Annotated in this window: 11 protein-coding genes and 2 tRNA genes; 4 read left to right on the top strand and 9 right to left on the bottom strand. The window is 68.0% G+C overall.

Going from position 1 to position 12,888, the window contains the following annotated elements; all coding sequences use genetic code 11:
- The first annotated feature begins 343 nt into the window (after nucleotides 1-343).
- Nucleotides 344-754, top strand: coding sequence for a hypothetical protein (locus ACFY3V_RS25065; protein ID WP_350947823.1), 411 nt, complete (start codon nucleotides 344-346; stop codon nucleotides 752-754).
- A 402-nt stretch (nucleotides 755-1,156) separates the two neighbouring features.
- Here ACFY3V_RS25065 and ACFY3V_RS25060 read toward each other — a convergent pair whose 3' ends face one another.
- The 7 genes from ACFY3V_RS25060 to ACFY3V_RS25030 form a co-directional block, all read right to left on the bottom strand.
- Nucleotides 1,157-1,585, bottom strand: a complete 429-nt coding sequence (locus ACFY3V_RS25060; protein ID WP_362899188.1) for a PH domain-containing protein — start codon at nucleotides 1,583-1,585, stop codon at nucleotides 1,157-1,159.
- 174 nt (nucleotides 1,586-1,759) lie between these two features.
- Nucleotides 1,760-1,836 (bottom strand) — tRNA-Met (locus tag ACFY3V_RS25055).
- 225 nt (nucleotides 1,837-2,061) lie between these two features.
- A tRNA-Met gene (locus tag ACFY3V_RS25050) sits at nucleotides 2,062-2,138 on the bottom strand.
- Nucleotides 2,139-2,209: 71 nt separating this feature from the next.
- Complete coding sequence (locus ACFY3V_RS25045) at nucleotides 2,210-5,152, bottom strand: UPF0182 family protein (protein WP_362899206.1); 2,943 nt, start codon at nucleotides 5,150-5,152, stop codon at nucleotides 2,210-2,212.
- A 320-nt stretch (nucleotides 5,153-5,472) separates the two neighbouring features.
- Nucleotides 5,473-6,519 (bottom strand): PDZ domain-containing protein, encoded by a 1,047-nt coding sequence (locus ACFY3V_RS25040; RefSeq protein WP_362899186.1) that lies wholly within the window; start codon nucleotides 6,517-6,519, stop codon nucleotides 5,473-5,475.
- Nucleotides 6,520-6,602: 83 nt separating this feature from the next.
- Complete coding sequence (locus ACFY3V_RS25035) at nucleotides 6,603-7,028, bottom strand: molybdenum cofactor biosynthesis protein MoaE (RefSeq protein WP_389776657.1); 426 nt, start codon at nucleotides 7,026-7,028, stop codon at nucleotides 6,603-6,605.
- Nucleotides 7,029-7,129: 101 nt separating this feature from the next.
- Nucleotides 7,130-8,206 carry an NAD-dependent epimerase/dehydratase family protein gene (locus tag ACFY3V_RS25030; RefSeq protein ID WP_362899204.1) on the bottom strand — a complete coding sequence of 359 codons (1,077 nt, stop codon included), beginning with the start codon at nucleotides 8,204-8,206 and terminating at the stop codon, nucleotides 7,130-7,132.
- A gap of 79 nt (nucleotides 8,207-8,285) precedes the next feature.
- Here ACFY3V_RS25030 and ACFY3V_RS25025 point away from each other — a divergent pair, with 79 nt between their 5' ends.
- From ACFY3V_RS25025 to ACFY3V_RS25015, 3 genes are all read left to right on the top strand, one after another.
- Nucleotides 8,286-9,590: a zinc-dependent metalloprotease gene (locus ACFY3V_RS25025; protein WP_350947827.1), complete on the top strand. Its 1,305-nt coding sequence runs from the start codon at nucleotides 8,286-8,288 to the stop codon at nucleotides 9,588-9,590.
- Complete coding sequence (locus ACFY3V_RS25020) at nucleotides 9,587-10,132, top strand: NUDIX hydrolase (RefSeq protein ID WP_350947828.1); 546 nt, start codon at nucleotides 9,587-9,589, stop codon at nucleotides 10,130-10,132. Before ACFY3V_RS25025 ends, ACFY3V_RS25020 begins: the two co-directional genes overlap by 4 nt.
- 250 nt (nucleotides 10,133-10,382) lie before the next feature.
- Nucleotides 10,383-11,300 carry an endonuclease/exonuclease/phosphatase family protein gene (locus ACFY3V_RS25015; protein ID WP_389776653.1) on the top strand — a complete coding sequence of 306 codons (918 nt, stop codon included), beginning with the start codon at nucleotides 10,383-10,385 and terminating at the stop codon, nucleotides 11,298-11,300.
- A gap of 15 nt (nucleotides 11,301-11,315) precedes the next feature.
- On the opposite strand, the gene ACFY3V_RS25010 is transcribed toward ACFY3V_RS25015, so the two are convergent.
- Both ACFY3V_RS25010 and ACFY3V_RS25005 read right to left on the bottom strand, forming a co-directional pair.
- Nucleotides 11,316-11,915 carry a hypothetical protein gene (locus ACFY3V_RS25010; protein WP_350947830.1) on the bottom strand — a complete coding sequence of 200 codons (600 nt, stop codon included), beginning with the start codon at nucleotides 11,913-11,915 and terminating at the stop codon, nucleotides 11,316-11,318.
- Nucleotides 11,912-12,427 (bottom strand): M48 family metallopeptidase, encoded by a 516-nt coding sequence (locus tag ACFY3V_RS25005; RefSeq protein WP_350947831.1) that lies wholly within the window; start codon nucleotides 12,425-12,427, stop codon nucleotides 11,912-11,914. The genes ACFY3V_RS25010 and ACFY3V_RS25005 overlap by 4 nt, the downstream gene beginning before the upstream one ends.
- Nucleotides 12,428-12,888 lie beyond the last annotated feature (461 nt).

Genomic DNA, 12,888 nt, shown 5'->3' with positions numbered 1-12,888 from the left:
CCCGCTAGGATTGCGACCACCCCGTTTCCAGGGCAACCCCTCTAACTTACTCCAACATCCGATCGTTGTCCAATCACTCGGACACATCCGGTTTGCCGGGGTGGAGAGAGGGTTTTGCCGGGCAGTTAGTTCGCTCCTGGAGGTTTAAACCTGGAGGCTCGCTGCCCTGCGGAAAGAACACTACCAGGACTCTCACGTCACAGAGACAACTTGCCAACCATCCCGGAGACTCGCGCGTCCCAAACAGGCAAGCGCGCAACCAGACGTCAAGCCATCCGCAATCGACTCTGGATACGAAGAGGCGCGAGGGTCAGAATCCTGACTCCGCCGTGGAGGTGAGCACATGACCCGCTCGGAGTTCGACGACATCCGCGCGCACATCGATGCGGAGGCCGACCACCCAGGCGACCTGCTGAGGGTTGCCAGGTCTCTGCTGAACGACCTTGAAGACGCACGTATGAGAGAGGCGACCCTCCGCGCCTACTATCTGCGTCTCCTCACCGCGGCTCGGGCGACGGTCGCCGCGGAGGCGGCCGGCTACCCGGAGCCGTTGACCTTCCTCACCGATGAGCTCGCCAAGCGCGGCCAGCTCCCGACATCCGAGGACGAGGTGAACCGGATCCTCGGCGACGCCCACACCGCGGCGGCGCTACTGGCCTGCCTTGAGGAGAATCCTCTGGGGACGACCCCGATGAACACCGGAGGCTCTCGCGCGCGGAGGTGCGCCGGCACAAGCCGTAGCCTCCCACGATGAGGCGTTCCGCGTCATTGACCTGGGCTTGAACCAAGATCTGTAAGACTCCAGGCATGTTGCAGCGAGGGCTGAATTGGGCTGCGGCGACCCTCGTGGGCGTCTTCGGCTTTGTCTGGACCGGTGTAGTGATGTTCGCGGCCGTCGAGACCTCGACGTGGACGTGGATAGGACAGGCCTCCTTTGGGGCCTTCCTCACCTGCTGGGCTTGCTACAAGGCGAGTCTGCTGGTGCGCCGCACCAGGCCTGGTTTCGTCCCGAGGCATCGCCGGGTGAGGGTCAGAGCCTGAGGGATGCCCTCGCGGGCCGGGACCAGGCGGCCGGTCATCGGCGCCGGGTTCCGGTTCGGAGTCGGAAGGCACCACCGGGACGGTCTCGCGTCCCGGCACCCGGGGATCCAGCGGACTATGCCCCCGTCCGGAACGAGCGGAGTTCGTCGGCCACCTGCCGGCACGGCACTCCCAGGTCGAACCGGCTGAGCAGGTGGATGCCCTCCCCCGTGTCGATCTCCAGGAGTTCCGTACGCGAGGTGAAGCGGGTCCGTGTGTCCACCCGGATACGCTCGACGGCGCTCCACGGCACCCGTTCGGATCCGGCGAAGCCCCTCACCACGACGAGACCCTCGCCATCGGCTGTGAGCCGCACCGGAGCGAGGAGATCACGCACCACCAACGCTGCCAGGATCGCGGTCGCGGCACCCGCCAGGATCGCCCCCCGTAGGTCGTCGAGGGTGAGGACCGTGAGCACCGCGAGGGCGAACGCCCCGACGATCTTCATGATGAGGAGGTCGCGGCGCACGCGCCAGCGCAGGACAGGTCCGGACGTTTCGCTCACAACGGCACGCTACCTCTCGAACTCTGGCATCTCTCGAAATACATCCCGCACGCCAGGCTCGACGTCCCTTGGCACGCACAGCGGTGGATGCCCCGGCCAGGCGCAAAGAAGACGAGGTCTCGACTGCCCAAAACGCGGAAGGCCCTGATCTCTGGGAGATCAGGGCCTTCCGATTGGTAGCGGGGACAGGATTTGAACCTGCGACCTCTGGGTTATGAGCCCAGCGAGCTACCGAACTGCTCCACCCCGCGTCGGTGTGTGTTTGAACACTATCCGGGATTCCCCTCGGGCTGCAAATCGGCACAGGAACGCGAGGTCACCGGCCTTACGTCGCCCCCGTCCGCGGAGCCTCCGGGGTTTCACAGACGGGCACGAGGCGATGTCCCCACCGCAGAAGCCTCTGGACGCGGTGGATCCCGAGGAGGGAAAACAAGAAAGGCCCCGGTCGCCGTTTCCGGCGACCGGGGCCTTCCGATTGGTAGCGGGGACAGGATTTGAACCTGCGACCTCTGGGTTATGAGCCCAGCGAGCTACCGAACTGCTCCACCCCGCGTCGGTGTATGTCTTAACCATACCCGGCTTTGGTGGCGGACGCGAATCAGATCGCTGGGCCCCGGTGTCTTTCTAGGGATTCGGTGTGGGTGTCGGTGTGGCGGATGGGACCGGTGTGGGTGTCGCCGACGGTGCCGGGGATCCCGACGCCGAGGGAGACGGGGTGGGCGCGGGGCTCGCCTCGGTGCCCTTCAGCTTCGACAGCGCCTCCTGGAGCTCCTTCTGGGCCTCGCCGTAGTCGTTCCAGTTCGGCGGGTCGGCCTGGAGAGCGGCCTGTGCCTTGTCGTACGCCTTCTGCGCCTCGTCGATCGCCTGGGCCAGCGCGGTGGTGGGCTGGTTGGCGTTCGCCTCCTCGGCCGGCTTACCCTCCCCCTGCTGCTCCTGTGGAGCGGTTTGGGTGCTGTCACCGAAGACCTGTTCCAGCGCGCCCTTGAGCGTGTCGGCCGAGCCGACCTTGCTGCCGTAGGCCACCAGGACGCGGCGGAGGATCGGGTACGGCTCCTGGCCGGAGGCGGCCGCGATCTCCACGTAGACCGGTTCGACGTAGACCAGGCCGTCGGCGAACGGCAGGGTCAACAGGTTGCCGTAGCGGACCTTCGCCTGGCCGAGACCGAGCAGGTTCAGCTCGCCGGAGAACTTGTTCTGGAAGTTGTTCTGCACCTGGCCGGGACCGGGGATCGTGGTGTTGGAGGGCATGCGCAGGATGCGCAGCTTTCCGTAGTCCTCTCCGGGGGTGGCGTCCACGGCCATGAACGCGGCCAGGTTGGGTCCCTGGCGCGGCACGAACGTGGTGGTCAGCGAGAACGTGGGCTTGTCGGTGCTCGGCATCTTGACCGACAGGTAGTACGGCGGCTGCTTGATGTCGCGCTCGCCCGAGGACGGGTCGTTCGGGACGTTCCAGAAGTCCTGGCCGCTGTAGAAGGCGTTCGGGTCGGCGATGTGGTACTGGGAAAGCACGTCACGCTGGACCTTGAACAGCGCCTCCGGGTAGCGAAGATGCTGCCTGAGCTCGGGCGTCATCTCCGTCTGCGGCTTGATGACGCCGGGGAAGGCCTTGCGCCAGGTCTGCAGGATGGGGTCCTTCTCGTCCCAGGCGTACAGGTTGACGGTGCCGTCGTAGGCGTCGACCGTGGCCTTCACCGAGTTGCGCATGTAGTTGATCTGGTCGCGCGGCTGCGGGACCACTACACGCGGGTCGGTGATGGTGTCGCGCGTCATCGCCTCCAGGCTCTTGCTCTGGGAGTACGGGTAGGCGTTGGACGTGGTGTACGCGTCGGCGATCCAGACCACCCTGCCGTCGACGATCGCCGGGTAGGGGTTGTCGTCCAGGCTCAGGAACGGCGCCACCTTGGCGATACGCTGCTGCGGGTTGCGCTCGTAGAGGATCTTGGAGTCCGGGTTGACGTCACCCGACAGCAGCAGGTTGATCTCGCCGTACTTGGCGGCGTAGAGCATCCGGTTGATGAAGGATCCGACCGGGACACCACCCTTGCCTTCGTAGGTGGTGTTCTTCTGGCCGGTGCCACCGCTCTCGGGGTAGTCGAGCTCCTGATTCCTCTGGCCGTTGCCACCGACGACGACGTACTCGGCCGCGCCGCGTGCCTCGCCGAAGTAGATCCGCGACTCCTTGAGCTTCGTCCGCTCCACCAGGGAACCGGTGACCGGCATGTCCTTGGCGTCGAAGTTGGGCAGCCCTTCGGAGTCGACCTCGTTGCCGGGCGCCGCCACGAAACCGTTGCCGTGGGTGTAGACGAGATGCCGGTTGATCCAGTTGTTCTGCTCGGCCGGCGGCCCCGTGAGCTCTCGCACGGCCACGACGGTGTCGCGCATCGTGCCGTTCTCGTCGGGGTAGCGGTCGACGTCGAGCGGATCGTGGAAGTCGTAGTAACCGCGAATCCGCTGCTTCTGCTGGTACGTCTTCGCGACCAGGCTGGGGTCGAGCAGGCGCACGCCGGAGATGGAGCTGTCGGCGCTGACGTTGACCTTGCTCGGGTCTCCCTGAGCCGTGTAGTCGATCACCTCGGCGTCGTTGACGTCGTAGGCTGTTCGGGTCGCGTCGATGTTGCGTTTGATGTACTCCTGCTCCTTGCCCTGCTGGTTCGGCTTGACCTGGAACTGTTCGACCAGGGCCGGGTAGACCCCGCCGATCAGGATGGCCGAGAGCACCAGGAGACCGAAACCGACGCCGGGCAGCATGCCCCCGGCGCGCACGACCCCGGCGAAGAACAGGACCGCGCAGATCAGGGCGATGATCGCCAGGATGGTCTTGGCGGGAAGCACCGCGTTGATGTCGGTGTACGAGGCACCGTGTCTGAAGCCCCGGTCGGAGAAGACCAGCCCGTACCGGTCGACCCAGTAGGCGACCGCCTTCAGCAGCACGAAGATGCCCAGCAGCACCGACAGGTGCGCCCGAGCGCCGCGCGAGGCGTGCACGCCGGGTGACTGGAGCCGGAACCCGCCGTACAGGTAGTGCACGATCGCCGACAGCAGGGCGGAGAGCACCACCGCGACGAACAGGAAGTTCAGCACCATCCGGATGAAGGGATAGGTGAACATGAAGAAGGAGATGTCCATCTTGAACTGCGGATCGGTCGTACCGAACGGCGTCGCGTTGATGAACTCCAGCCAGGTCTTCCACTGACCTGAGAAGGACGAACCCGAGAACAGGCCGAGCACCGCCACACCGATCAGGAAGATCAGTTTGCGGTGCGGGTCAAGGGCCATCCGATACCGGTCGGCACCGCTGGCGCCACCGAACATTCCCGGGCCGAACATCGGTCGCATGCGGTACGCCAGCAGCATGTTGCCGCCGACGATCCCGACCATCAGCAGTGCGCCGACGGCGAACAGCAGAATCTGCGTGACGATCACACCGGAGAAGACGGCCGTGTAGTCGACCGAGTCGTACCAAAGGTAATCAGTAAAAATACCGGCAAAGAGAAAGAAAAGGATAACTATCGCGCCCAGCGCGATCGCGACGGGAACTAGCAGTCGTGGCCGGCGGGGCAAGCGCATTGCCCTGCCGGCTCCGGGGGTCCGGAAGCTCAAGGCCAACCCCTTGTCGTAAGAGCACGGTCCGTGTCTGGCAACCTACACCGGCGGGCAATGGGCCGCGTTCAGCCTTTCGGGCACGGTCCGGCCACAACACCAACTGGTCTCGGGTCCTTAGGTCCAACGTACGAGGACCCTGATGAGTGCCCCGTCACGAGGCCCAAGACCCGGAAAACCGGATCTTTTACCTAATTGGGCGGCGCGTCCCGCTTTCCGGGCTTCTCCTGCCGCTCACTCCCGAGGTCTCATTCCCTCGCCCAGGAGCTCCCGTCCGGCTTCTGGGGTCAGCCCGCCGGGCAGCTCGGCACGGCACCCGAGCCGGTGCGGATCGCGTCGATCGCCTGGACGGCCTCGCGCAGGGTCGCGACCTTGACCAGCCTGAGACCGTCCGGGATCGCCTTGACCGCCTCCGCGCAGTTTTCTGTGGGGGTCAGGAAGATCGTCGCCCCCGCCTTCCTCGCGCCGACCATCTTCTGCTGGATGCCGCCGATCGGGCCGACGTCGCCCTCAGCGGTGATCGTCCCGGTCCCCGCGATGGACTTGCCGCCGGTCATCGCCCCGGGGGTGAGCTTGTCGACGATGCCCAGGGAGAACATCATCCCCGCGCTCGGCCCGCCGACGTCACCGACGTTGATCTTGACCTGGAAGGGGAACTTGTAGCCGACCCGCATGGTGATGCCCACGAGGGGTGCGCCGTCCTGGCCCGCGACGGTCGGGACGGTGATGGTCATGCTCTCGGCGCCCCGGTTGACGACGAAACCGACCTGCTCGCCTGGCTTGTGCCTGCGGACGGCGGCGGAGACGCTCTCGCGGTCGGACACGGGGGTGCCGTCCACCGAGACGATCTCATCGCCGATCTTGAACTTGCCGTCGGCGGGCAGGCCCTTCTCCGTGGAGGCCACGGTCACGACCGAGCTGTAGGGGATCTTCAACTCCGTCAGCGCCGCCGCGGTCGCGTCGTCCTGGGAGTTCGTCATCTCCTGGGTGTTCTGCTCCTCGACCTCCTTCGCGGTGGTCGCGGGAGGAAAGATCGTCTCCTCGGGCACGACCGCGATGGTGGGATCGATCCATCCCCTGAGCGCGCTGAAAAGATCGATCCTGGTGCCGGGTCCGCCCTGGTAGGCCACGGTGACGAGGCTGAGCTTGCCTTCCGTCGGATACGTCTGGCGCCCCTCGACGCTGATCACCGGCTTGCCGTCGACGTCCCCGATGGTGTTCTCGGTCGGCCCTGGGCTCAGCACGACGTACGGCACCGGCAGCAGGGCGCCGACCAGCGCGAACATGAGCGTGAGGAAGCCCGCCACCATGAGGGTCAGCGCACGTCGGGACATGGACAAAGCCTATGCCGTACGACAGGTCATGAAACCGTACCCGGACGCCGCCGCGCCGACGGTCGCGTACCGGCCGGTCGATCTCACTCGCAGGCCCCCACCCACTCGGAGGAGCCGTCGGCGAAAAACTGGTTCTTCCAGATGGGGACCTGGCTCTTGAGGTCGTCGATCAGCCTCCGGGAGGCCTCGAACGCCTCGCCTCGGTGTGGCGCGGCGACCGCCACGACGACCGCGATATCGCCGAGCCGCAGGTCACCGACTCGATGAACGGCGGCGAGCGCGGTCACCGGGAAGTCCGTGGCGATCTTCTCCGCCACCTGGCGAAGCTCGTCCACGGCGCTCGGGTGCGCCGAGTAGGACAGGCCCGTGACCGGCTTGCCGTGGTCCTGCTCACGGACCGTGCCGACGAAGACCGTCGTGCCGCCCGCGGCGTGGTCACCGACGGCGGCGAGCACCTCGTCGACGGAGAGCGCGCTGTCGCGAATATCGAGCAACCGGATGACATCCACGCCGCAAAGCGTACCGGCAGGGAAAAACGGCCCCCGCAGCGCACTTCCGCTGACGGGATCCGCGCCAGGACCCGTACGAGCCTGTACGCCCTGAGCGGACATCAGGTGGTGCGGCGCTTCTTGCGGGCGGCCCGGACGATCGCCGCGGTGCCGAGGACGGCGACGGTGGCGCCGGCCGCGGTGAGTGTGGCCTCCTTGCCCGACAGGCGACGGCCCACCACGGCGTGCCTGCCCTCGCGCAACTTGAGGAGTTGCTCGAACGCGGCCTCGTTGCTCCACATCGGCTTCCAACCGGCCTCGCGCAGCGCGGTGCAGTCGACCACCCACGGGTAGACGACGTAGTGCAGGTCGGTGGCCGGGGCCGGGGTGATGCCGAGGCGGTGCAGGCGCTGGGCGGTGCCGAAGGTCAGCCCGGCGGGCAGTTCCAGCCGGCGCAGCCCGGAGATCTCCTCCACCTGCTCCTGCTCCAGCCACCCGTCGCCGCCGACGGCCACCACCCCCGAGACCGCGCCGAGCGCCGCCATCTCAAGGGCCGAGACGAGGTCGTCCACGTGGCAGAACTGCCAGCGGGGGGCGCATCCCTTCACGGTCAGCAGCCGGGGCGCCTCGAAGTGCCTGGTCACCACGCTGTCGACGCCGGGACCGACCACGGCGGCGGGCCGGACCACCGTCACGCCGAGACCGGGGTGGCTGCGCAGGGAGCGGCGGGCCAGCGCCTCGATCTCCAGATGGTCGCCGACCATGCCCGTGTCGGGCTCGGCGGCGACCGGCGCCCCCTCGGGCAGCGGGACCGGGTTGTCGGGGACGGCTCCGTACACCATGGCGCTGGTGAGCAGCACGACCCGTCGCACCCGCGCGGCCGCGCTGGCGGTGAGCACCGTCTGGGCCGCTCGCAGATTGTAGGCGCGCCGCTCCGTCGGGTTGACGTCGAGCGCGTAGTCGGCGGCCAGATGTACGAGCACGTCGATGTCAGATATGCGGTTCGCCAAGAGCGGATCTCGGACATCGAGGACCCGCCAGGTGACGTCGGGAACGTCACCACGCTGCTCGTCGATGGCCACGACCCTGCGGAAATCCGCAGACGAGGCGACCTTCGCGAGGAAGGCACGGCCTAGGCCCGAGGCGGCGCCGGTGACGGCGACGACGGGGGGCCGGGAGCGTTTCGAGGTAGGCACCAGGTCCTCACTTTGCACTGACCCGCCATGCGACGGATAACGTGGCGGATGTGGACTCCTCCATCCTGCACGAGGTAGAGCGGTGACTGACTTGCCAGGTCGGGAAAACGACCCCAACGAGAACCCGTTCGCCATGTTCGGCAACCCGGAGCAGATCGCAGCGGCAATGCGCCAGTTCGCCGACATGCTCTCCGCTCCGCCGACCTCAGGTCCCGTCAACTGGGACATGGCGAAGAACATCGCACGGCACGTGGTGGTCGCCGAGGGCGATCCAAGTGTCATGGAAGGCGAGCGGCGCCAGATCGTCGACGCCCTGAATCTGGCCGACCTGTGGCTCAACGAGGCCACCTCCCTGCCGAGCGGGGTGAGCAACCCTCAGGCCTGGAGCCGTTCGGAGTGGATCGAGAAGACCATTCCGGTCTGGCAGAAGCTCTGTGACCCGATCGCCGCCCGCATGGTCGAGACCATGAGCGGGACGCTCGGTGCCGCCGGTCTGCCCGCGGAGGCCCAGGCCATGGCCGGGCCGCTGATGGGAATGATGAAACAGATGGGCGGCATGATGGTCGGCCAGCAGATCGGCCAGGCCGTCGGCTCGCTCGCCCTGGAGGTGATCGGCTCCACCGACATCGGCCTGCCGCTGTCGGACAACGCCGCCCTGCTGCCCGGCGGCGTCGCGGCGTTCAGCCAGGGCCTGGAGATCCCCGCCGAGGAGATCCGCCTCTACCTCGCCCTGCGCGAGGCGGCTCACCACCGGCTTTTCCAGCATGTGCCGTGGTTGCGCGCGCACCTGCTCGGAGCGGTGGAGGAGTACGCCAGGGGCATCACGGTGGACGCGTCCGCGCTGGAGGAGCAGCTCCGCGGGCTCGACATCAACAATCCCGAGCAGCTCCAGCAGGCCCTGAGCGGCGGCAACCTGCTCAAGCCCGAGGAGACCGAACGGCAGAAGGCCGCCCTGTCCCGGCTGGAGACCATGCTCGCCCTGGTCGAGGGCTGGGTCGGCACCGTCGTGGACGGCGCCGCGGACGGCAAGCTCCCCTCGGCGACCGCGCTGTCGGAGACCGTACGGCGCCGCAGGGCGACCGGTGGTCCCGCCGAGCAGACCTTCGCCACGCTCGTCGGCCTCGAACTCAGGCCCCGCCGCCTGCGCGAGGCCGCCACCCTGTGGCAGGCCCTGGAGGCCGACCGGGGCGTCGACGGCCGCGACGCGGTCTGGAACCACCCCGACCTGATGCCCACCGCCGACGATCTCGACAACCCCGAGAGGTTCGTGCGGGGCGAGCCCGAGCTCGACCTGTCGTCCCTGGAGGGGACCCTGCGGGAGCCTCCCCGTGACGGCGGCGACGCCGAGAAGAAGCGCGAGGACGACGGCGAGGACGGGAGCGCGTGAGCCTGCGCGCCGACGCGAAGGACGTGCTCACGGGGTGGGTCGCCCCGACGGCGGAGGAGGAGATCCTCCGCAAGGAGTTCCTTGAGCACGTCCACGCCAACGACGACGCGATGTGGCGCGAATGCGTCACCGGCCACCTGACGGCCACGACCGCGGTGCTCTCCCACGACGGTGAGCGGGTGCTGCTGACGCTGCACCGCAAGGCCGGGATGTGGCTGCCCATGGGAGGTCACTGCGAGCGCGGCGACGCCTCCCTGGAGGCGGTGGCGCTGCGTGAGGCCACCGAGGAGTCCGGCATCGCGGGCCTGCGGCTGCTGCCGGGCCCGCTCGCGCTCGACCGGCACCGGGTCTGGTGCCACCCCCCGCACAGCAGCCATCTCGACGTCGAGTACGGCGCCGTCGCTCCCGCCGACGTCGAGGCCGTGATCAGCGCCGAGTCGCTCGACCTGCGCTGGTTCCCGGTGGAGGAGATCCCCGAGCTCTCCGACGAGGCGACCCGCCGGCTGGCCCGCCGTGCCCGTGAGGCCCTGCGTTCCAGGTGATCGGAAGCTCGATGCCGTACTCCGGCCTGTTCCGGGCATGCCCCGAGAGTGTTGGACCGTTTTACGCTTGTCTCATCTTCGCCCGGATATCTTCGTTCTCATCGGGCTGTACGGAACGGATCGGGGCACTGTGAGCGTGAGGACAGCGGCTGACAGGGGCACCGGACGTGTCGGGAGCACCGGGAGCACCGCCGCGCCGTCGGCGCGCCGACGGCGTTGGAAGGTTCCCAAAACCTTCGCCTGGGCCACGGTGACCCCGTTCGCCGCCTGGGCGGTGGCCCGGGTGGCCGGGCTCGAACGCGACTCGCTGACCACCCAGCTCATGACCGGCACCCCGTACGTGGCCGTGGCCTCGCTCGTACCGCTGCTGCTGTCGGCGCTGACACGCAACCGGGCGGTGACGGCGGTGGCGCTGGTCACCACCGCGGCGCTCAGCCTCAGCGTGCTCCCCAGGGCCTTTCGTTCCGGGGATCCCGCGGTGGCGGCGGCGGGAACGCCGCTGCGGGTGCTGACGCTCAACACGCTTTTCGGACGTGCCGAGCCCGACGCCGTGATGGATCTGGTCCGGCGGCTGGATCCCGATGTGTTCAGCACCCAGGAGCTGACCCCGGGAATGGTCGAGGATCTGCGGGCCGCCGGGCTGGAGAAGATCCTGCCGTACCAGGTGCTGGAGCCGGAGTGGAGCGCCGGTGGAAGCGGTCTGTACGCGAGGTATCCGCTGACTCCGAGGAAGGACCTGTTCGAGGCGATCGGGCACAACATGCCCGCCGCGCTGATGACGGTCCCCGGCACCAAACCCGTCGAGATCGTCGACGTGCATCCCTTCCCGCCGCTGGGCAGGCAGGTGTACGACTGGACGGCCGCGCTGGAGGCCCTGCCCTCCGCCGCACCCGACACGATCCGCATCCTCGCGGGCGACTTCAACGCCAGCCTCGACCACGCGGCGATGCGGCGTTTCCTGAGCCGCGGTTACCGGGACGCGGCCGCCGTCGCCGGGGAGGGCCTCACCCCCACCTGGCCGGTCAACAGACGCGTCCCCGCACTGATCACGATCGACCACATCGTGGTGGACCGGCGGGTGGGAGTCGACGCGGTCAGCGTGCACACCGTGCCCGGCACCGACCACCGGGCGGTCTTCGCCGACCTGCGACTACCTTCGCCGTCCTGACGGCTTTCCGAAACGTCAGGACGACAGGAGCGCCCGGGTGTTGTCCCAGCCCTCCAGGCCGGGGTCGAGGAGACGGATGTCGTCGGGGGTGCGCAGGCGGTGCCAGCCGGGCCCCCTCGCGACCATGCGGCTGCCGGGCGCGGCGGCGCGGAGCGCCTTGACCGGGTCGAGGTCGTCGAAACCCACCGCGGCCCAGTCGGGATAGGGCAGGTGGGCGGCGAGCGCCACCGTGCCGCCCCCGGTGTCCGGGCAGACGGCGATCCTGGCCCGGCCCAGCTCGCGAAAGAGCTTGCCGATGAGCAACGGGGGCAGGTCGGGCGCGTCCGCGCTCAGCAGGACCGCCTGTCGTCCGTACGGCAGGGCCGCGAAGGCCGCCTCGACCAGGGCGCTCCCGGAAAGATCGGGGATCTCGACGACCGGGGTGCCCGGCCAGACGATCTCCTCCATGCCGGGGACGCTCGTCACCACGACCGGAGAGACGAAGTCGAGCCCGGCGACGAGCTCGTAGGCGTCTTCGGCGAGGGCCGTACGGAAGAGGGCGGCGTCGATCCCCGCGGGGGCCGCGTCCGCCACGGAGGGCGTGACCAGGACGGCCACCACTCGTTCTTCCGTCAAAACCCCTCCGCGGAACCGTGGGCCGCCGTGGAGAATCCCTCCAGGAAGCCTCGCGCCCGCTCGGCCTTGGGATATCGTTCCACGAGCGCCCAGAAGCGTGAGCCGTGGCTCGGCACCAGCAGGTGGACGAGCTCATGCATGATCACATAGTCGACCACCCACGACGGCATGCCCCGGAGCCGCGTGGAGATCCTGATGGTCCCGTGATCGGGGGTGCACGAGCCCCAGCGGTGCTGTTGGTTCTCCACCCAGCGCACGCTCGACGGTCTCGCCTCCCCGCCCAGATATCGGGCCGACAGATCGACGGCCCGATCGAGGAGATCGTCGTCGGAGGGACGTCTGCGCTGCTCCTTGGCCGCGAGGCGATCGAGCATACGGCGCACCCATTGTTCCTCATCGGTGCTACTCAAACCGGCGGGGAGGAGCACGATCGTTTTCTCGCCGTCGCGGTACGCAGAAACCGTCCGCCGGCGGCGAGAACTACGACGGACCTCGACTGTCTCGGGGGGCACATATGAACGGTAGCCGAGAATGGCGAATTCACACCAGAGGGTAGAACACGTTCCCGCTGGTCAATCCCCGTTCGCCGATTGTTCAGCGTGGATGATCAACTATGACCGTGACTTATCTAATTAACCTGGATATCAGCCGTCTCATGCGTCGCCGAAACGCGGGACCCGCTGTTCTCTCCGGCCTGCCGAGCCTTCAAGCATGCCGTCGTAGATCATCATGACGGGCCGGGCGAGGGGTTTCCGGCGCGGCGCGGCGTCGAGATCCACGCCCCTTACCCGCCAGGGAGATCTTTTGAGCGGTCGACAGGACGGGGGCGGCACGGGGGCGAGTTATCCACAGGTTGAGAGTTATCCACAGGCGACGGGAAAGGCGTCTGGGATCTTGAGGGGCCGTGCCACGCTGGGCCCACCCGGCCGGCCCGGCCGTTCTCCCCGGCTCACCTGCGGGTTCCTCCTGAGAA

Source organism: Streptosporangium sp. NPDC000095, from assembly GCF_042899335.1.
Taxonomy (GTDB): Bacteria; Actinomycetota; Actinomycetes; order Streptosporangiales; family Streptosporangiaceae; genus Streptosporangium.
Note: the sequence above shows the minus strand (reverse complement) of the source record. Positions and strands in the feature narration are given on the sequence as shown.

Excerpts from the sequence above, each read along its gene's own strand:
- ACFY3V_RS25065 (WP_350947823.1), top strand. The coding sequence starts at position 344 with ATGACCCGCTCGGAGTTCGACGACATCCGCGCGCACATCGATGCGGAG.
- ACFY3V_RS25045 (WP_362899206.1), bottom strand. The coding sequence starts at position 5,152 with ATGCGCTTGCCCCGCCGGCCACGACTGCTAGTTCCCGTCGCGATCGCG.
- ACFY3V_RS25040 (WP_362899186.1), bottom strand. The coding sequence starts at position 6,519 with ATGTCCCGACGTGCGCTGACCCTCATGGTGGCGGGCTTCCTCACGCTC.